This window comes from Rothia santali, assembly GCF_024199905.1.
GTDB classification, from domain to species: Bacteria; Actinomycetota; Actinomycetes; order Actinomycetales; family Micrococcaceae; genus Rothia; species Rothia santali.
On record NZ_JANAFB010000021.1, the window covers coordinates 42053 to 61957 of the forward strand.

Annotated in this window: 15 protein-coding genes and 1 pseudogene; 11 read left to right on the forward strand and 5 right to left on the reverse strand. The window is 74.8% G+C overall.

Annotated features, from left to right (window positions below; translation table 11 throughout):
* Window positions 1-373 precede the first annotated feature (373 nt).
* The 5 genes from NBM05_RS09620 (at window position 374) to rsmD (ending at window position 6045) form a co-directional block, all read left to right on the forward strand.
* Window positions 374-979: a hypothetical protein gene (locus tag NBM05_RS09620; protein ID WP_254166819.1), complete on the forward strand. Its 606-nt coding sequence runs from the start codon at window positions 374-376 to the stop codon at window positions 977-979.
* Window positions 976-2043, forward strand: coding sequence for a thiamine-phosphate kinase (locus tag NBM05_RS09625; RefSeq protein WP_254166820.1), 1068 nt, complete (start codon window positions 976-978; stop codon window positions 2041-2043). Before NBM05_RS09620 ends, NBM05_RS09625 begins: the two co-directional genes overlap by 4 nt.
* Window positions 2044-2053: 10 nt before the next feature.
* A complete protein-coding gene (locus tag NBM05_RS09630; RefSeq protein WP_254166824.1) occupies window positions 2054-3004 on the forward strand; it encodes a DAK2 domain-containing protein in 951 nt (316 codons plus the stop codon).
* Window positions 3005-3008: 4 nt separating this feature from the next.
* Window positions 3009-5345: an ATP-dependent DNA helicase RecG gene (locus NBM05_RS09635; protein WP_254166825.1), complete on the forward strand. Its 2337-nt coding sequence runs from the start codon at window positions 3009-3011 to the stop codon at window positions 5343-5345.
* Window positions 5346-5469: 124 nt separating this feature from the next.
* Complete coding sequence (rsmD, locus tag NBM05_RS09640) at window positions 5470-6045, forward strand: 16S rRNA (guanine(966)-N(2))-methyltransferase RsmD (protein ID WP_254166826.1); 576 nt, start codon at window positions 5470-5472, stop codon at window positions 6043-6045.
* 75 nt (window positions 6046-6120) lie between these two features.
* Here the strand turns inward: rsmD and menD are convergent, their stop codons facing one another.
* The 4 genes from menD to NBM05_RS09660 form a co-directional block, all read right to left on the reverse strand.
* Window positions 6121-8142 carry a 2-succinyl-5-enolpyruvyl-6-hydroxy-3-cyclohexene-1-carboxylic-acid synthase gene (gene menD, locus NBM05_RS09645; RefSeq protein WP_254166827.1) on the reverse strand — a complete coding sequence of 674 codons (2022 nt, stop codon included), beginning with the start codon at window positions 8140-8142 and terminating at the stop codon, window positions 6121-6123.
* Window positions 8143-8258: 116 nt separating this feature from the next.
* Entirely contained in the window at window positions 8259-9305 is a 1047-nt protein-coding gene (locus NBM05_RS15670) for an HAD-IA family hydrolase (RefSeq protein ID WP_254166828.1), read from the reverse strand.
* A gap of 76 nt (window positions 9306-9381) precedes the next feature.
* Window positions 9382-11421 carry a PhoX family protein gene (locus tag NBM05_RS09655; protein WP_254166845.1) on the reverse strand — a complete coding sequence of 680 codons (2040 nt, stop codon included), beginning with the start codon at window positions 11419-11421 and terminating at the stop codon, window positions 9382-9384.
* Window positions 11422-11492: 71 nt separating this feature from the next.
* Window positions 11493-12644, reverse strand: a complete 1152-nt coding sequence (locus NBM05_RS09660) for an o-succinylbenzoate synthase (protein ID WP_254166829.1) — start codon at window positions 12642-12644, stop codon at window positions 11493-11495.
* A gap of 177 nt (window positions 12645-12821) precedes the next feature.
* Here NBM05_RS09660 and NBM05_RS09665 point away from each other — a divergent pair, with 177 nt between their 5' ends.
* Window positions 12822-13724: a phosphatase PAP2 family protein gene (locus NBM05_RS09665; protein WP_254166831.1), complete on the forward strand. Its 903-nt coding sequence runs from the start codon at window positions 12822-12824 to the stop codon at window positions 13722-13724.
* A gap of 69 nt (window positions 13725-13793) precedes the next feature.
* On the opposite strand, the gene NBM05_RS09670 is transcribed toward NBM05_RS09665, so the two are convergent.
* Entirely contained in the window at window positions 13794-14699 is a 906-nt protein-coding gene (locus NBM05_RS09670) for an MBL fold metallo-hydrolase (protein WP_254166832.1), read from the reverse strand.
* 140 nt (window positions 14700-14839) lie between these two features.
* Between NBM05_RS09670 and gluQRS the strand changes: the two genes are divergently transcribed.
* The 5 genes and pseudogenes from gluQRS to NBM05_RS09695 form a co-directional block, all read left to right on the forward strand.
* On the forward strand, window positions 14840-15835 hold the full coding sequence (gluQRS, locus tag NBM05_RS09675; protein ID WP_254166833.1) for a tRNA glutamyl-Q(34) synthetase GluQRS: 996 nt from the start codon (window positions 14840-14842) through the stop codon (window positions 15833-15835).
* Window positions 15822-16757 (forward strand): EamA family transporter, encoded by a 936-nt coding sequence (locus NBM05_RS09680; RefSeq protein WP_254166834.1) that lies wholly within the window; start codon window positions 15822-15824, stop codon window positions 16755-16757. The genes gluQRS and NBM05_RS09680 overlap by 14 nt, the downstream gene beginning before the upstream one ends.
* Before the next feature lie 197 nt (window positions 16758-16954).
* Entirely contained in the window at window positions 16955-18520 is a 1566-nt protein-coding gene (gene putP / locus NBM05_RS09685) for a sodium/proline symporter PutP (RefSeq protein ID WP_254166835.1), read from the forward strand.
* A gap of 138 nt (window positions 18521-18658) precedes the next feature.
* Complete coding sequence (locus tag NBM05_RS09690; RefSeq protein WP_254166837.1) at window positions 18659-19630, forward strand: 1,4-dihydroxy-2-naphthoyl-CoA synthase; 972 nt, start codon at window positions 18659-18661, stop codon at window positions 19628-19630.
* Window positions 19630-19905, forward strand: a pseudogene (locus tag NBM05_RS09695) (hypothetical protein); the annotation flags it as partial. The gene NBM05_RS09690 and the pseudogene NBM05_RS09695, both read left to right, overlap by 1 nt.

Below are 19905 nucleotides of genomic sequence, written 5' to 3' on the forward strand. Positions count from 1 at the left end.
CGGGAGCGCACCCGGCTCCGGCGCCGGTGAGGGCGGGAGCGCGCCCACGTCCGACGCGGACGAGGACGGGAGCGCACCCGGGGCCGACGAGGACGGCACGGCCCCCTCGAGGCGCCCTCCACCGGCGAGCCGTCCCAGCCCGCGGCGACGGCCCCCGCGGAGGAGGCTCCGGGCGCCGAGCCGACGGCACCGGCCCCGGCTCCGTCCGCGCCCGCCGATCCCGGCACCCCTCGGAACCCGGCGACCCGGCCGACCCGGGCACGCCCGCGGACCCCGGCACCCCCGCCGACCCCGGCACCCCCTCGAACCCCGAGAACCCTCGACCCCGGCGAGCCCTCGGCACCCGCGGAGCCCGCCGACCCGGACGTCCCCGGTGGCACGACCGCGCCGGACACCCTCCGACCCGGACGACTCGGCGATCCCGGGCGCCGGCCAGCCCACGGACGGCGCGGCGGCCACCGACCCGCGGGCCCGGGAGACGCGGGGCGCCCCGGGTGGGCTCGGCTCGGACGCGACCGGGGGACCGTTCACCGGCGTGCCCGACGCCTCCGCCGGTGCCCGGCAGGACGGCGCCTCGCCGCAGCCCACCTGGCAGGACGGCGCGCTGCCCAGCGCCCTCGGCTCCCAGGCCCCCTACGCCGCGCCCGCTCCGGAGGAGCCCCAGCAGGGGCAGGCCCCCTCCGCGCTCGACCTCTCGGGCGTCTCCAGCTGGGTGGGCCACTACCTGCAGACCGAGCACGACTCCGCCGCGGTGAGCCCGGTGGACTCCAACGCCAACGCGGGCGTGAGCGACGTCGACGGCGGCGAGGGGCAGATCCAGGGGGAGGGCGCGCCCGAGCGGGCCTCGGGCCACCTCGCCTCGCTGCGCGGCCCGCTCCCGGTGGTCCTCTTCTCGCTCATCGCGGTGGGCGGCATCGGCCTCATCCTGGGCCGATCCGCCCGCGCCCTCACCGGCCGGCGCGGAGAGTCGGCCGAATGAGCGCCCCCACCGTCGGGGAGGCCTCCGAGGACGAGCTGCTGACCGAGATCCGCGCGGTCATCGACGAGCACAACGCGGCGGCCGCCGCGCGGGCCCCGGGCCGGACGCTGCTCGGGCCGGGCGATGACTGCGCCGTGCTGGACCTCACCGGCGGCCGCACCGTGCTGACCACCGACACGCAGACCAGCGGCCAGGACTACCTGCTGGAGTGGCCCTGCGGGTACCGCACGCGCGGCTTCGACCTCGGCTGGAAGTCCGCGGCCCAGAACCTCGCGGACGTGGCCGCGATGGGCGCCGAGCCCGTCAGCCTCGTGATCAGCCTGACCCTGCCGCCGGAGACGCCCGTCGCGTTCGTCGGCGAGATGGCGCGGGGCTACGCCGCGGCCGTCCTCGCCCTCGGGGCCCCGGGCTGCTCCATCGCCGGGGGAGACCTCGGCTCCGGCGGCGAGCTCTCGGCCACCGTCGCGGCGCTCGGGCTGACCCGGGGCGAGCCCGTGCGGCGCTCGGGGGCGCGGGAGGGCGCGTCGTCGCGTCGCCGGGACCGTGGGCCGAGCGGCGGCCGGGCTGGGTCTGCTGCAGGCGCGCGGACCCCACCGGGATCCGTCCGAGGGGACGGGGACGGAGCACTGCCGCGGCGCCGAGCTGGCCGACCTGGCGGCCTCCCAGCCCGGCCGTGCCCGCCGCTCGCGCTCGGGCCGGCGATGGCCGCGGCCGGCGCGCGCGCCATGATCGATGTCTCGGACGGGCTGCTGCGCGACGGCGGGAGGGTCGCCCGGGCCTCCGGCGTCGCGATCGACCTGCGCGAGGAGCCGCTGAACGCGCTCGTGGACCCGCTGCGGGAGGCGGCTAGGCGCCTCGGCGCGGACCCCTGGGAATGGGTTCTCGGCGGCGGCGAGGACCACGGCATCCTCGCATGTTTTCCACAGGGGGCTCCGCTGCCCGAGGGGGTGGTTGCGATAGGCTCGTGTCGTACGTTGAAGCAGGGCGCCCCACCCGTGAGCATCGAGGGGAGAGCTCGCGAGGACCTGGGATGGGATCATTTTGCAGCAGAGGATAGGCTCTAGCACCGCCGTCATGCGGCGGTGGCTCGCATCGTCGGCGGCCGCGCTGCACCGCCACGAGGAGCAGCTGAACTCCCTCAACGTCTTCCCCGTCGCGGACTCGGACACCGGGACCAACCTCGCCCTGACCCTCGACGCCGGGGCCACCGCGGCCACGCTCATCAACACCAGCCTGATCGGCGAGCTCTTCCAGATCTGCGCGCACCACTGCCTCGAGGAGGCCAAGGGCAACTCCGGCACCCTGTTCGCCGTCATGCTCGCGGGCATGGCGGAGCCCCTCGCGGACCAGCAGCGCCTCACGGTGATGGGCCTGGCCCGCGCGCTCGAGCACGGCCGGGTGCGGGTGCGCAGCGCCCTGAACGACCCGGTGGACGGCACCATCCTCTCGGTGGTCGACGCGATCACCGAGGCGGCCGGCCAGTGGCCGGACCACGAGGACTCCAACCGCAACCTGGGCGAGCTGCTGATCCACATGGTGGACGCGGCCACCGAGGAGGTGCGCCGCAGCGGCGAGATCCTCCCGGTCCTGCGCGGCACGGGGCAGGTCGACGCCGGCGCCCTGGGCTGCCTGATCGTCATCGACTGCCTCGCCCACACCGTCCGCGGGCGCCACTACCCCGGCGGCGAGAACCGGCCCTACGCCGGGTGGCTCTGCCCTCCCTCGGGAACCGCCTGGGAGACGGTCGAGAAGGGCCGGGACAGCCCCGAGTCGGACCTCGCGGAGACCGGCGTCGAGTTCATGTGCAGCATCGAGCTGGACGCGCTCACGGCCGCGCGCGTCCGCCACGAGCTCGCCCGCGTCGGCGACTCGGTGATCATGACCGCCATGACCCCCGCGGCGGAGACCATCCGCTGGAAGGTCCACGTCCACGTCCCCGAGGCCGCCACGGCCATGTCGGTGCTCAGCGAGCACGGCAAGCCCGCCGGCATCACGACCGAGCCGCTCACCGCGGAGCGCGGATAGCGCCATGGCCCGGCAGACCGAGAAGGGGGCCGCGGCGGGGGCGGCGGTGGAGCGCCTCGAGGACCGCGCGCTCTCCCGCGTGCTGCACCACAGCACGGCGCAGGCCGTGGCCAAGCACCTGGACCTGCACACGGTGGGGGAGCTCCTCGAGCACTTCCCGCGCCGCTACCTGAGCCGCGGCCAGCTGACGAGCTTCGACGAGCTCGAGCTGGGCCAGGAGGCCTCCATCATCTCCCGGGTGGTCTCCGTGAGCACCCGCTCGCTGCACACCCGCCGCGGGTCGATCGCCGAGGTGCTGGTGACCGACCAGCTCGAGCCCTCGGCCCAGCCGCTGCTCCCGGTCCCCGACGCCGTCCCCGCGCCGGGCGGGCCGCGGCTGGACGCCCTGGCCCACGCCCCGGCCCCGGACGCGGCGTCGTCCTCCCCGGGCGCCACCATGTCCCTGACCTTCTTCAACGCCTTCACCGCGGCGAAGGACCTGACCCCCGGGGACCACGTGCTGTTCTCCGGGAAGGTCTCGGAGTTCCGCGGCCGGCTCACGCTGACCAACCCGCACTACGCGGTGCTCTCGGACCTCGCCGCCGCGGGGGACCCGGACGAGGTCCCCCCGCCCATCCCGGTCTACCCGGCGGGGGCGAAGTTCATGACCGACCGGGTCAGCGCCGCGGTCGCCGCGATGCTGTCCAAGGTCGACCTCGGCGAGTGCGAGGACCCCGTGCCCGCGGACCTGCGGCGCAGCTACCGCCTGATGCCAGCCGCGCGCGCCTACGAGGCGATCCACCGCCCGCGGGACGAAGAGGAGCACCACCGCGCCCTGCGCTACTTCCGCTTCCGGGAGGCGCTGGTCCTGCAGACCGTGCTGGCCCGGCGCGCGGCGGCCCTGGGCAGGCTGCACGCCCCGCGCTTCGCCCCGCGGTCCGGCGGCTGGCTGGAGCGCTTCGACGCCGCGCTGCCGTACGCGCTGACCGGGGGCCAGCGGCGGATCGGGGAGGAGGTCGCGGCAGACCTCGCGGCGGACCGGCCCATGAACCGGCTCCTGCAAGGCGACGTCGGCTCCGGCAAGACCCTGGTGGCGCTGCGGGCCATGCTGCAGGTCGCCGACGGCGGCGGCCAATCGGCCCTGCTCGCCCCCACCGAGGTCCTGGCGAGCCAGCACCACCGCTCGATCGTGTCCGCCCTGGGGGAGCTGGCCGCGCCCGAGGGGGGACTGTTCGAGGCGGAGGGGGTCGGCGTCGTGCTGCTCACCGCCTCGATGCCGGCGGCCCGGCGGCGGGAGGCGCTCGCGCGGATCGCCAGCGGCGCGGCGCAGATCGTCATCGGCACGCACGCGCTGCTTGGGGAGAAGGTGAGCTTCGCGGACCTCGGGCTCGCGGTGGTGGACGAGCAGCACCGGTTCGGGGTGAACCAGCGGCACGCCCTGGGCGCCTCGGAGGGCACGGTGCCGCACCAGCTCGTCATGACCGCCACGCCGATCCCGCGCTCGGTCGCCATGACCGTGTTCGGCGACCTCGCGGTCTCGGTGCTGGACGAGATGCCGCCCGGGCGCCAGGAGGTGACCACGCACGTGGTCTCCCTCGCGGAGCACCCGGCCTGGGAGGGCCGGCTGTGGCGGCGCGCGCGGGAGGAGGTCGACGCCGGCCACGCCGTGTTCGTGGTGGTCCCCTCGATCGGCGGCGAGGGCAACGGCGGGTCCGGCTCTCGCTCGCGTGCAGGGGGCGAGTCCGGCCAGCTGCAGTCGGTCGAGGGGCTGAGCGCGGCGCTCGCGGCCCAGCCGGCCCTGCGCGGCGTCGAGGTCGGGGAGCTGCACGGCCGCATGGACGCCGAAGCCAAGGCCCGGGTCATGGACCGGATGGTCGGCGGGGAGCTGCGGCTGCTGGTCGCCACGACCGTGATCGAGGTGGGCGTGGACGTCCCGGACGCCACCCTGATGATCATCATGGACGCGGACCGGCTCGGGATCTCGACGCTGCACCAGCTCCGGGGGCGCATCGGCCGCGGCTCGCTGCCGGGCACCTGCCTGCTCGTCACCGAGCAGGACGCCCAGGGCGCCTCCCGCCCGCGGCTCGACGCCGTGGCCTCCACGCGCGACGGCTTCGAGCTGTCCCGACTGGACCTGGAGCAGCGCCGCGAGGGCGACATCCTCGGCTCGAGCCAGTCCGGCAGCCGCTCGACGCTGAAGAACCTCTCGGTGCTCAAGCACCCCGAGATCATCGAGGCGGCGCGGCAGGACGCGCGGCGCCTGGTGGCCGAGGACCCGAGCCTGCGCGCCTGGCCGGACCTCGCCCGCGCCGCGGCCCGCGTGGGCGCGGACGAGCAGACCGAGTACCTGTACCAGGGGTAGCCCGGCCGGAGCGGGACGCCTCGGCGGCAGGTCGCTTCACCGGCCGGGAAGCACGACGCCGCCGACGAGACGCCCACGACCGAGACACCGAGCGAGACACCGACCGAGAAGGGAGCACCCACCGATGAGCAGGATCATCGCCGGCGCGGCGGGAGGCGCCCGCCTCGCACCCGTCAAGGGCCCGCACACCAGGCCCACGACCGACCGGGTCAAGGAGGCGCTGTTCTCCCGCCTGGAGACCTACGACGTCCTCGCCGGCGCCCGCGTGCTGGACCTGTTCGCGGGATCCGGGGCGCTGGGCCTCGAGGCCGCGAGCCGCGGGGCGGCGGAGGTCACGCTCGTGGACCGCGACCGCGCCGCGCTGCGCTCCTGCGAGGCGAACCGGGCGGCCCTCGAGCGGGCCGGCTCGCCGGCGCGGATCACCGTCGCGGCGTCCCCGGTCCTGCCGTTCCTGCGCCACCGGGCGACGTCGGGCCCCTGGGACCTGGTCTTCCTGGACCCGCCCTACGACCTCCCCGAGGCCGAGCTCTCCGAGATCCTCGAGACGCTGGCCGGGACCCTGGCCGACGACGCCGTCCTGGTCGCCGAGCGCTCGGCGCGCAGCCCGGAGCCCGCCTGGGGCTCGAGCCTCGAGCGCTTCGCGCACCGCGCCTACGGGGAGACCGCCCTGTGGTTCGTGGAGCCCGTCTGCGGCGACTGAGCGGATCCAGGGGCACTCGGCGCCGCGATGCGATGGCTGGCCAAGGGGTGCCCGGCGTCGTGATCCGGCGACCTGCTAGGGGGCGCCCGGCGTCGCGATCCGGCGGCCGGCCTCGCGGAGCACCTCGGGCCGCTTGCAGAAGGCCAGGCGCACCCAGTCCCGGTAGGCCGAGCGGCGCTCCGGCCCCGCGAAGGCCGTGAGGGGAACCACCGCGACCCCGGCGCGCTCGGGCAGCTGCCGGGCGAAGGACTCGCCGTCGTGGGCCCAACCGACCGCCTCGGGGTCCACCCGCGCCACCGCGAAGAAGGTGCCCTGCGGGACCACGGGCGCGAGCACGCTGCCGACGAGCCCGTCCAGGAGGATCCGCCGCTGCTCCCGGTAGCCCTCCAGCCAGCGGGCGTAGAAGCCCTCGGTGCGGGCCCAGCGGAGGGCCGCGGCGACCGCCGCCTGCAGCGGCGCCGCCGCCGAGTGCGAGAGGTACCCCTTGGCGACCCGGATGCCGCGGGTCAGCTCGGGCGGGGCGATGACCCAGCCCACGCGCCAACCCGTCACGGAGAGGGTCTTCGACGCCGAGGAGACCCGCAGCGTGCGCCCCCGGGCCCCGGGCAGCGCGGCGATGTCCACGGGGGAGCCCTCGAAGACCAGGTGCTCGTAGACCGAGTCGGTGAGGATCAGGGCGTCGAACTCCTCGGCCAGCAGCGCCACCTGCCGCAGCAGCTCCTCGCCGAAGACGGTGCCCGTGGGGTTGTGCGGGTCGTTGACCACCACCATGCGGGTCCGCTCGGAGAAGGCCGCGCGCAGCCGCTCCGGGTCGACGTCGAAGGCGGGCGGCAGCATCGGCACCGCGACGACCTCGGCCCCGGCCAGGCCCGCGACGGCCGGGTAGAGGTCGTAGGAGGGCTCGAAGACGACCACCTCGTCGCCGGGGGAGAGGAACGCGAGCATGGTCGCCGTCAGCCCCTCGGTGGCGCCCGCGGTCACCGTGACCTCGGCGTCGGGGTCCGGGGCGCGGCGGCCGCCCAGCTCCTCGTGGCGGGAGATCTCGCGGCGCAGCTCGGGGTCCGCCCACGCCATGGGCTGGGGCAGGTAGATCACGGACTCGACGGCATCGGAGTCGAGCAGGCGCGCGACCGGCCGGGACAGCGTCGGGCGCCCGAAGAGCACGATGCGCTCGACCCGCTGCCCGAGCGCCCCGCCGAGCAGCAGGCGGTAGGCGGCGATCGCCGAGGGGCCGGAGCGGGCGTTGGAGGAGGGCTCGGCGAGCAGGGGCAGGCCGCGGGACTCGGCGAAGAGCCGGGCGAGGGGGCCGGCGCCGTCGCCGGCGATGACCACGGTGCGGCGGGCGGCGTCGTCCTCCACCGAGGCGAAGGCCAGGGCCTGGGCCGCCGTGCGGTCGACCGCCCGGGGGGCCTCCGGCGCCTCGTAGCCGGTCAGGGACGCGGCCCACTCCCGCAGCGTCTCGCGCATCCGCGTCTCGGGGGTCAGGGGGTCGTCGAAGGCGAGGTTGATCTGCACCGGGCCGCGCGGCAGGAGCGAGGGGCGCTCCCAGTCTCGGGCGTCGCGGCCGGTCAGGGCCGCCAGGCAGGCGTTGAAGCCGGCCGTCTGCTGGCCGGGCGTCTCCTCCGGGTAGGAGGTGAGGTCCACCGAGGCGCGCGCGTGCTGGGCGAACAGGCCCGGCTGCCGCGTGGTCTGGTTGGCGCCGGTCCCGCGCAGCCGGGGCGGGCGGTCCGCGGAGAGGATCGCGAGCGGTGCCTCCGAGTGGCTGGCCTCCATCACGGCGGGCATCAGCTCCCCCACCGCGGTGCCCGAGGTCGTCACGATCCCGACCGGGCGGCCCAGCGCCTCCGCGAGCCCGAGGGCGGTGAAGCCGGCGGCGCGCTCGTCGATGCGCACGTGCACGGTCACGACGTCGTTCTCCGCGAGCGCGGCCAGCGCGTAGGCCAGCGGCGCCGAACGCGACCCCGGCGCCAGCACGACGTGGTCCATGCCGGAGCGGATCAGGGTGTCCAGCACCGACACCGCGGTCAGGAAGGCGTCCGGGCCTGTCTCCTGGGCGCTCGGCGGGGCGGGTTCTGGCGGGGTGGTTCGGCTTGTCACCATAGCTACTTTACGCTCGTCACGCCGGGCATGGAGGAGCGGGCGGCGGTGATCCGGAATACCTTTGTCTGATGCGGTGCGGGGACGGCCGGCGGGGCGGCGCTCGGCCCGGCAGGTCAGCCCAGGAGGTGGTCGGGCAGCTGCGCGACGGAGGCCAGGACCGCGGGCCGGTGGCCGGCCGGGGCGGAGTCCCGCGGGAGCGAGGAGGCGATCGCGATCAGGTCCATGCCGGCGCCCAGGGCCGCGGCCCGGTCGGCCGCCGAGTCGCCGACGTAGACGGTCGAGGCCGGGCCGATCCCGGAGGCCGCGAGGCGTTCCAGTGCGGGGACGAAGACCCGGGGGTCGGGCTTGTGCCGCTGCGTCATGTCGGCGCCCTGGATCGTTGCGAAGCGGCCCAGGGGGAAGCCGATGGTGCGCATCTGCGCCCGGGCGCGCGCCGTGTTGGTGGAGGTCACGACCCCCAGGAGGAGCCCGGCATCGGCCAGGCGCTCGACCGCGCGGATCGCGCCCGGGATCTCCGTCTTCGGGTAGTGCGCCTCGAGGGCCTCGTTGTCGGCGCGCATCTGCTCGAGCGACGCGGAGTTCCGGTACAGCTCGGAGATCATGACGTCGAAGGGCTTGCCCCAGGACGCCTCGAGCTCCTCGTCCGTCAGTTCGAAGCCGTAGAACTGGCGGGTCACCTGCCGCGCGTGCTCCCACTTGACCTCGCGGGTGTCCACCAGCGTGTCGTCCAGGTCGAAGAGCACGGCGCGCGGCCGCGGGGCCTCCCGGCGCACCAGGCCGTCCCCCACCAGCCGCTCGAGGACGCCCCGGGCCCCGCCCGAGAGCGAGTCCGCCTCCGCGAGGGTGACCCACGCGATCTCCTCGATCTCGCTGTGCGGGCCGAGCGAGCCCTCGTGGCCGCCCTCGTAGCAGGTCATGCGCACGGTCACGCCGGGCTTGCCGTACGCGGGCGCCTCGTGCACCAGGCGGTGGCTCAGGCCCTCCGGGGCAACCTCGACGCCGAGCTCCTCGCGGACCTCGCGGACCAGCGCCTGCGCGTCGCTCTCGCCCTCCTCGCGCTTGCCGCCGGGCAGGTAGAAGGCGTCGCGCCCCCGCGAGCGGGCCACCAGGAGGCGGCCGTCGAGCACACAGATCCACGCGAGCTTGTCGATGACGGCCACGGCGCATCCTTCCGGCGAAAACTACAGGTTCCGCCGAAAGGATACTCCCCTTGGAAGGCCGTGAGCCCCGTGTTCGCTAGGGCCGATACACCTGGACCACCGCGGGGCGGGGCCCGCGGACCTGGCCGGGCGCGGGCGTCGCGCGTTCCGGCACGTAGTCCGGGAAGAAGGAGCTGGGCGCGGCGTGCGAGCCGTCCTCCCCCGGGTGCTGCACGGCCACGTAGACCATGTTCTCGGCGTCGTGTACGACCGGCCCGCACGTCTCGGCTTCGACCGGCACCGAGAGGAACTGCTCGACCCGGCCGCGCTCGCCGCCCTCCAGGCCCACGCGGAACAGCCCGTCGTTGTACCCGATGTTCGACGGCGCGCCGTCGGTCGAGATCCACAGGCGCCCGGTCGAGTCGAAGGCCAGGTTGTCCGGGCAGGAGATCGGCGAGACGCGCGCGGGGTCGAACCCGGCGAAGTAGGCCGAGGAGTCCTCGGCCGGGTCGCCGCAGACCAGGAGGATGCTCCAGTCGAAGCGCTCCGCGACCGCGCTCCCGCCCCGCTCCGAGAGCTCGAGGACGTGGCCGTCCCGGTTCTTGGTCCGCGGGTTGGCCTCGTCGGCGGGGAGCTCCTCGGACAGATTGCGGTCCTTCGCCCCGCGGTCGGTGTTGTTGGTCAGGGCGACGTAGACCAGGCCGCTCACGGGCGAGGGCTCGACGTCCTCGGGGCGGTCCATCGCGGTGGCCCCGACGGCGTCGCCCGCGGCCCGGGTGTTGACCAGCACCTGGTCGATGCTCATCCCGGGGACGGCCGAGGCGCCGTCGCGGGTCAGCGGGATCCACTCGCCGGTGCCGTCGAACGCCCCGTCCGAGGGCAGCCCGCCCTCGCCGTCGATCTCCCCGGCCGGGGAGTTGCCGGCGAACTTAGCGACGAAGAGGTCCCCGTGGTCCAGCAGCGTGCGGTTGTGGGCGGCGTCGCCCTCCCGGTAGGCGTCGCGGGAGACGAACTTGTAGAGGTACTCGAAGCGGCTGTCGTCGCCCATGTAGGCGACCACCCGGCCGGTGGCGGGGTCCACGCGGACGTTGGCGCCCTCGTGCTTGAAGCGGCCCAGGGCCGTGCGCTTGACCGGGGTCGACGTCGGGTCCTGCGGGTCCACCTCCACGATCCAGCCGAAGCGGTTGGCCTCGTTGCGGCACCCCTCCAGCCCCAGGTTCCAGCGCCTCTGCACGCTCTCCCAGCCGTGGGCGGTGGGCGAGGCGGTGATCTCGAAGCGCTTCTCCTCCTCGGTCGGGGAGCCGACGAAGTAGGAGTTGACGTTCTCCTCCCCGGACAGGACCGTGCCCCACGGCGTCACGCCGCCGGAGCAGTTGTTGAGCGTGCCCAGCACGGTGGTCCCGGCCGGGTCCTCCTCGGTGCGCAGCAGCTCCGAGCCAGCGGCCGGGCCCGAGAGCCGGAAGGGGGTGTCCAGGTGGATGCGGCGGTTCCGGGCACCGCCGACGACGTAGCTCCACGGCCCGCCGGCCTCCTCGCGGACCAGCTCCACGACCGACATCCCGTGCGCGGCCATCGCCGCCCGGCGCAGCTCGCGCCCCCGCGTGGACCACTGGGCGGCCGGGAACATGACCTCCTCGTTGGTGTACTCGTGGTTGCACACCAGGAGGCCGGTCAGCGCGCCGGGGCCGTCCGGCAGGATCGCCAGGAAGTCGTTGTTGTAGCCGAACTGCTGGGCCTGGGCCTCGGCCGTCTGGTGCTCCGGGTCCAGGGCGGGGGCGCCGGGGAACAGCGGGTCGCCCCAGCGGACGATCGGCTCCCACGCCCAGCCGCCGGGCACGGTCAGCTCGTCGACGTCGCTCGGGACCGGGTCGATGGCCCCGAAGGAGAACGGGACGCCGACGCCGTCGGGGGGCCCCGCGGGGCCGCCCCCGGGGCCGCCGCGCGCCGCCTCGGCTCCCCCGACGACGACGGCCGCGGCGGCGCCGATCCCCAGCGCCGCCCGCCGGGACAGCGCCGTCTGCGCGACGTCCCGGAAGTAGCCGTTGCCGCTGGAGTTGGCCACCGGCTCCGCGCACGCATTGCCGCACTTGAGCAGGCACGTGACGGCGGAGCGCTTCCCGCGCACGTGCTCGGCCATCGCGAGCAGTCCTCGGCGCGAGGGCAGCGGCAGCGGCGTGGTCGGTGCGGTCCCCGGGGTCAGGGGTGCGTTCACGGTGTTCCTCCTGTGGCTGGTGCGTGCGGCGGGCCGGTCGCCCGCCTCACCCGATCCAACCCGGCCGGCCTTGCCCCCGGGGAACGAGAGGGGTAACTCCGCCTGTCCGCCGCCTGCACGCCCGGGGCGACGCGGGCGGCGAGCTCCGCGTGGGCCGCGGCGAGGCGCCGCAGCCAACAGTCCCGCCGCTCGCCCCCCACCTCGTAGCGCTCCAGCAGCTCCGGCGCCGGCTCGGTGCGCCCGACCGGGAGCACCCCGCCGGAGGGGATCAGGGGCTCCGCCACCAGGTCCCCGGCCAGCAGGGAGGCCGTGCCGAGCCCGCAGGCGTGCGGCAGCTCCGGCAGGGCCGCGGCGAGGGCCAGCCCGGCGCTCATGCCCACCGAGGTCTCCAGCGCCGAGCTGACGACGGCGGGCAGCCCGGACCGCTCGATCACCTCCAGCGCACTGCGCACCCCGCCCAGCGGCGGGGCCTTGACCACGATCAGGTCGGCCGCGCCCGCGCGGGCGACCCGCAGCGGGTCGTCCTCCTTGCGCACCGACTCGTCCGCGGCGATGGGCACCGGGACCTCACGGCGGCGCAGCTCCTCCCGCAGCCGGGCGAGGCCCTCGATGCTCGGGACCGGCTGCTCGACGTAGGCCGGCTCGAACTCGGCGAGGGCCAGCAGGGCCCGCAGCGCGGCCTCGTGGTCCCAGCCCCCGTTCGCGTCCATCTTCAGGACCGCGGCGGGGGCGGCCCGGCGGACGGCGCGCACGCGGGCGACGTCGTCCGCCAGGGACTGACCGCGCTCCGCGACCTTGATCTTGACCTCGCGGACCTCGCCGGGGAAGCGGTCCAGGACCGCGGCGACCCGGCCCGGCTCCACGGCGGGCACGGTGGCGTTGACGGGCACCTCCCGGCGCCGCGGCGTCGGGAACTCGCGGTGGGCGGCCTCCACGGCGCACGCGAGCCACCGGGAGGCCTCGGCCGGCCCGTACTCGAGGAAGGGGCAGAACTCGCCCCATCCGGCCGGCCCGCGGAACAGCAGGGCCTCCCGGTGCTCGACGCCGCGGAAGCGCACGGTCAGCGGGACCGAGACCACGCGGGCCGTCTCGAGGAGCTCGGCGAGGGGCGGCAGGGGCCCGGAGGCGGGCGGCGGTGCGGGGGTCATGGTTACCATGGTGCCCCGGACGGGCCGCCGGCGGCGAGCGCCCAGGGAACGTCCAGCCAAACCGTGCGTTACGAGCAGGTTCCCCTGGCATCGTCGGGTGCAGTATTTGAGCTGGTCATGCGTCGATACACTGTGGATGACAATTCTGCTGACGGGAGGATGGTGAGCACCGGGCCGATGAGCACCGATCCGCACCACGGCGCGCCTCCCGCCCCCCGCCCGGGCGTCGGCGCCGTGCTGAAGCACCTCGTCGCCATGGGCCTGATGGTCGCGGGACTGGTCCTCACCGTCTGGGCCTTCCTGTACACCTCCACGGGTCAGTGGATCGACGAGACCGCGCTGACCGAGGTCAGCGGCACGCTGATCCGCTACAGCTCGCCCTCGACCGACCTCCTGGACGCCCTCCCGCTGATCTCCGGCGTGCTGGCGGCCCTCGGGATCGGCCTGGTGCTCGTGCGGCGCCACCGCTTCGTCCCCGCCCTGGTGGGTCTGCTGATGGCCGGCGGGGCCAACGGCACGACGCAGCTGCTGAAGCACTCGGTCCTCGAGAAGCCCGACCTGGGCATCCAGGACGCGACCCTAAACTCGCTGCCCTCGGGGCACACGACCTTCGCGGCCGCCGCCGGCGCCGCCCTGTTCCTGGCCGCGCCCAAGCGGTGGCGCCCCGCGCTCGCGGTGCTGATGGCGGGGCTCGCGATCACCACCGGCGTCGCGACCGTGATCAACGCGTGGCACCGGCCCGCCGACGTCGTGGCCGCGCTGTTCGTGGTCGGCGCGTGGACCGTACTCGGCCTGCTGATCCTGCGGTTCCTGCCCGCCGAGGCGCGGGACACCGCGAGCACCCGGCACTCGGGGATGCTGCTGATCCCGCTGTTCGTGATCGTGGGCCTGTTCATGGCGTTCTGCGCCGGGGCCACCTACGTGGTCGCGGCCAACCAGCACTTCGCCGGAGCGGCGCTGCTGGGCAGCCTGTGCCTGATCGGGGCCGTGGGACTGCTGACCAACGCGCTGTTGGTGGGGCTGCTCAGGATGCGCAAACCGGCCTCGGAGCGGGCGTACACCCGCGTCTGGACCTACTGAGCCCGCGCGTCCGGACCGGCTGAGCCGCAAGTCCGGACCTCTTGACCCGCAGGCCCGGGCGGCGGTGGGCTAGAGCGCCTCGCCTCGGGTGATGGGTCCGGTCAGGCCCTCGGGGGTCTCCTCCGCGACCATGTCGTCGCTCTCCAGCCCCCGGGACTTCAGCCACTCCAGGCGGTCCAGGAGGATCCGGGTCACCCCGGCGTCGTAGGGCAGCTTGTACATGGCCGCCGTGGTGGGGCCCGCCAGGGGGTTCGCGGTGGAGGCAGAGATGCGGTCGATCGCGTCCCGCATGGTCTCCGACTGGCGCTGCACGAACGCGCGCTCGACCGGCGTGCCGTGCCCCGGGACGAAGACCCGGTACCGGTCCAGGCCGGCGACCGTGAGCAGGGTCTGGACCCACATGTCGGGGAACGAGTCGTCGAAGGCCGGGTCCGCGCCCTGCTCGACGACGTCGCCGGTGAACAGCACCTCGTCGACCCCCACGAAGACGTCGTTGTCCGTGTGGCCGAGCCCGAGGTAGAACAGCGTCACCGCGCGGTCGCCGAGGTCCACCCGGGTGAAGGAGGCGCGCCCGCCGTCGCCCGGGAGCAGGCGGGTGGGCAGCACGATCTCGGTGTTGGGGCCCTGGGTGTGAGCCATCTCGGGCTCGAGGGTCTCGACGAAGCCCCGCTGCCGGTCGGCGTAGCGCTCCATGGCCCGCAGCGCCTTCGGGTGGGCCCACACGTCCGTGGTCCCGTCCGCGGCGAAGACGGCGTTGCCGAAGAAGTGGTCGAAGTGCGCGTGAGTGTTGACCACCACGAAGGGCAGGTCGGTGACGCGGCGCGCGGCGCGGAAGATCTCGGCGCCCTGCCGGGGGCCGGCGCCGGTGTCGATGACCATGGCCTTCTCCCCGCCCACGATCAACCCGGTGTTGAGGCGGTAGTTATCCGTGGCGATGACGTAGATGCCATCGGCGATCTCATGTGTACGAGCCATATGCATACGGTACTTGATCGGCGGGCCGACGAGGTGATCCTCACGTCCGCCGCGCCCTTCCGCGACGCCGGCCCGCCCCCGCCCGGCACGCCGCCCCGGCCGCGCGGGTGACCCGCGGGTAGCTGGCTACCATGGGGTCTATGCCCGCTCTGACCTCCCCCGATGCCTCCCCCGCGCCGGCGCCCCCGGGAGCCGGACGTTACGCGCCCTCCCCCTCGGGGGACCTGCACCTGGGCAATCTGCGCACCGCCCTGCTGGCGTGGCTGTTCGCTCGGAGCACGGGCCGGGCGTTCCTCCTGCGCGTCGAGGACCTCGACCGCGTGCAGGAGGGCTCCGCGCGGCGCCAGCTGGAGGACCTGGAGGCCCTCGGCCTGGACTGGGACGCCGAGCCGCTGGTCCAGTCGGAGCGCACTGCCGCCTACGACGACGCCGTCGCGACCCTGCGCGCCCGCGGGCTGGTCTACGAGTGCTACTGCACGCGCCGGGAGATCCAGGAGGCGGGCTCGGCCCCGCACGGCGCACCCGGCGCCTACCCCGGGACCTGTCGGCGCCTGACGCGGGCGCAGCGCGAGGAGCGCGCCCGCGAGCGCCCCGCGGCCCTGCGCCTGGCCGCGGACCGGTCCGCGTGGACGGTCCGGGACCGCTACGCCGGCGAGTACACCGGGGCGGTGGACGACGTCGTCCTGGTCCGCAACGACGGCCGGGCCGCCTACAACCTGGCGGTCGTGGTCGACGACGCCCATCAGGGGGTCGACCAGGTGGTCCGCGGCGACGACCTGCTCTCCTCCGCCCCGCGCCAGGCCTACCTCGCCCACCTCCTGGGGCTGGCGCAGCCCGGGTACGTCCACGTGCCGCTCGCGCTCAACCGCGAGGGCCGGCGCCTGGCCAAGCGCGACGGCGCGGTGACGCTGCGGCAGCTGCGCGAGGCCGGGGTCGGGGCCGGCGACGTCGTGCGCCTGATCGCCGCCTCGATCCCGCTGCGGCCCCTCCCCGGCCCGGGCGACGCCGGCCGCTCCGGTGCGCGCCTGCCCCGCACCGCCGGGCAGATGCTCGAGGTCTTCGACCCGGAGGCGCTCTCCCGCGAGCCGTGGGTTTTGCGCGACCCGATCGAGGAGGCGGCCCGTGTCGCTGACTGAGCGCATCCCCCACCGGCACCGGGGCACCGCGGCGGTGCTCGCCGTCCTGCTCGGCGCGACCGCGCTGCAGAGCACGGCCGCCCTGGCCACCACGCTCTTCGAGCGGCTCGGGCCCACGGGCGTGTCCGGGCTGAGGATGCTGACCGCGGCCGTGTTCCTGCTGGCCGTGGCGCGCCCGGCGTTCTGGCGGTTCACCCGGAGGGACTGGGCCTCGGTCGTCTCCTACGGGATCGTGGCCTCGCTCATGAACGTGTTCTTCTACCTCGCCGTGGACCGGATCCCCCTGGGGGTGACCGTCACGATCGAGTACCTGGGCGCCTTCGCGGTCGCGCTGATCGGGGTGCGGCGGGTGCGGGACGGGCTCTTCGCGGTCGGGGCGCTGGCCGGCGTCGTGATGATCGCCGGGCCCACGGTCGGCTCGACCGACCTGCTGGGGTACCTCTTCGCCGCGTGCGCGGCCGCCTCGCTGGCCGGGTACACGCTGCTGGCCGGGAAGATCGGGACGGGGACGCCGGCGTCCTCGGGCATCAAGGGGCTCTCGGTCTCGATCGCGATCGGCGCGATCCTGCTCTCGCCCGCGACCGCCGGGGCGATCCCCCACATGGTGCCCTCGGACTGGGCGCTGGTCGCGTGCATCGGCGTCGTGGGGCTGGCGCTGGCCTTCAGCTGCGACGCGCTCGCGGTGACCCTGACCAGCCCCGCCGCGGCCGGGGTGTTCTTCAGCCTCGACCCCGTGGTGTCCTCCCTCGTGGGGATCCTCCTGCTCGGCCAGCTCCTGCCGCCCCTGGCCTACGTGGGCATCGGGCTGATCGTGCTCTCGGGGGCCGCGGTGACCTGGCGGGCCAATCGCAGCGCCGCGCAGCTGGCGGCGCACACCGCGTCGCTGCGCGCCGTCGACGCCGTGGAGGCGCGGCGGGGCTGAAGGCTCGGGCGCCGCGTCCGCCCGGTCCTTGACCCGCCCCCTCGCGGACGCGTAGTTTCGCCTGCGGTTTGTGTGACGGCGTCGCGCGCCGCCGCTTGTACATCAGCACCCTTATCGTGTTTACTGAGCTACTTCGTGCCTACGTAACGCCTCGCACATATATCGCACCGAACGAGACCTACTGGAGACACCGCACCATGACTGATCAGACGTATCAGTACATCGCCATCGGGATCTACTTCCTCGGCATGATCGCCATCGGCCTCTGGGCCAGCACCAAGAACACCGACACCGAGGACTACATGCTCGGCGGACGCTCCCTGCGGCCGTCCGTGGCCGCCCTCTCCGCGGGCGCCTCCGACATGTCCGGGTGGCTCGTCATGGGCCTGCCGGGCGCGATCTACATGGTCGGGCTCCTGGACGCCTGGATGGCCATCGGGCTGACCATCGGCGCCTGGGTCAACTGGAAGCTGGTGGCGCCGCGGCTGCGCGCGTACTCCGAGGTGGCGGGCAACGCCATCACCATCCCGTCCTTCTTCGACAACCGGCTCAAGGCGCACGGGCTCTCGAGCCGGATCCTCCGCGTCTCCTGCGGCCTGATCATCCTGCTCTTCTTCATCTTCTACGTCTCCTCCGGCATGGTCGCGGGCGGCAAGTTCTACCAGACCGCCTTCGGCGGCGACTACCTGCTCGGCATGCTGGTCATCGCCGGGGTGACCATCCTGTACACCCTCTTCGGCGGCTTCCTCGGCGCCACGTTCACCGACGTCGCGCAGGGCCTGCTGATCCTCGTCGCGCTGGTCGCCGTCCCGATCGTGGCGATGTTCGAGTACGGCGGGCCCGCCGAGGTCTTCGGCGCCGTGCGGGAGGCCAACCCCGACGCGCTCTCGCTGACCGCCGGGGCCACCGTCGTCGGGGTCGCCTCCTCCCTCGCCTGGGGGCTCGGCTACTTCGGCCAGCCGCACATCGTGGTCCGCTTCATGGCACTGCGTAAGCCCACCGACGCCCCCACCGGGCGCCGCATCGGCATCTCCTGGATGGTCCTCGTGGTGCTGGGCACCGTCTCCACCGCCCTGACCGGCATCGCCTACTTCTCCACCCACCCCGAGGCGAGCCTGACCGACGCCCAGAGCGCCGAGACGGTGTTCCTGGACCTCGCGCAGATCCTCTTCCACCCGCTCGTGGCCGGGTTCGTCCTCGCGGCGGTGCTCGCGGCCATCATGTCCACCGTGTCCTCCCAGCTCATCGTCTCCTCCTCGGCGGCCGTGGAGGACCTGGCGATGCTGGTCATCAAGCGCAAGCTCGCCCCGCGCGTCCAGCTGTGGATGAGCCGCGGCTCCGTGCTCGCCGTCGCGCTGATCGCCGCGGCCATCGCGTTCGACGACGAGGCCGCCGTCCTGGACCTCGTGTCCTTCGCCTGGGCGGGCTTCGGCGCCGCCTTCGGCCCGCTGATGCTGCTGGCCCTGTACTGGCGGAAGCTCACCGCCACGGGCGGCCTGCTGTCCATGCTGACCGGCGCCGGGGTCACCATCCTGTGGGCCTACGTGATCGGCGACCCCGAGTCCACCGGCATCCTCGGCCTGTACGAGATCGTGCCCGGCTTCGCCGCCGCGCTGGTCGTGGGCGTGGTCGTCTCCCTGGCGACCTACCGGCCCTCCGAGCGGATCGAGCGGGAGTTCGAGGCGGCGCGCGTCTTCGCCCGGACCGGGGAGATCCCGGCCTCCGAGGAGCGCGAGGCCGAGTCGGTGGGCAGCCGCGGCTGATCGCGGGAGCCTCCCACCGGACCGCGGGGCCGGCGTCGTCATCACCGACGACGCCGGCCCCGTCCGCGTTCCGCGCCGTGGGCCGGGCGCGCCGCCGTGGGCCGCCCGGGGGGCGCCGCGGGACTAGACTCGGCACCGATGACTACTTCAGCCGCCTCCCCCGCCCCGCTCCCCCCGTCCGTCTCCGAGACCTTCGACCCGCGCCGGTGGCGCCTCGTGGAGGGGTTCGAGGATCTGCGGGACGTGACGTACCACCGCCAGGTCGAGCGGGACGCCGAGGGCGGCATCGTCCGCGACCTGCCGTGCGTGCGCGTCGCCTTCGACCGCCCCGAGGTCCGCAACGCCTTCCGCCCCGGCACCGTGGACGAGCTGTACCGCGTCCTGGACCACGCCCGCATGACCGGCGACGTCGGGACCGTGCTGCTGACCGGCAACGGCCCCTCCCCCAAGGACGGCGGCTGGGCGTTCTGCTCGGGCGGGGACCAGCGCATCCGCGGACGCGACGGCTACCGCTACGCCGAGGGCGAGACGGCGGAGGGCATCGACCCGGCCCGCGCCGGCCGCCTGCACATCCTGGAGGTCCAGCGCCTGATCCGCACGATGCCGAAGGTCGTCATCGCGGTCGTCTCCGGCTGGGCCGCGGGCGGGGGCCACTCGCTGCACGTGGTCTGCGACCTGACGATCGCCTCGCGCGAGCACGGGATGTTCAAGCAGACCGACGCGACCGTGGGCTCCTTCGACGCCGGCTACGGCTCGGCGCTCCTGGCCCGCCAGGTGGGCCAGAAGGCCGCCCGCGAGATCTTCTTCCTCGCCCGGGAGTACGACGCCGAGCGGATGCGTGAGCTGGGCGCGGTCAACATCGTGGCCGAGCACGCCGAGCTGGAGGAGACCGCGCTGGAGTGCGCGGCCGACGTCGCGCGCCAGTCCCCGCAGGCCATCCGCATGCTCAAGTTCGCGTTCAACCTGCCCGACGACGGCATGGTCGGCCAGCAGGTCTTCGCGGGCGAGGCGACCCGCATGGCCTACATGACCGACGAGGCCGTGGAGGGCCGCGACGCGTTCCTCGGCAAGCGCGACCCCGACTGGTCCGGCTACCCGTACTACTTCTGATGGGCCCCCACGAGGCGCTGCCGCCGGGGCCGGCCGGGTCTCCGCCGTCTCCGAACCCGGACGGGGCACCTCCCGGAGACCGGCACGACGCGCTGCCGTCCGAGCTGCGCGCGGCGCGGCCCCTGCCCGCCCCGGGGCCCGGGCCGGCCGATGCGCCCGCCGCGGGCCGCCGCCCGGCCGGCGACGACGCCGATGCCCGCACCCGGCTCTTCGACCAGACCTCCGGCCCGGAGGAGCCCCGGCAGAAGCGCCGGAAGTCCGAGCTGTTCGACCTC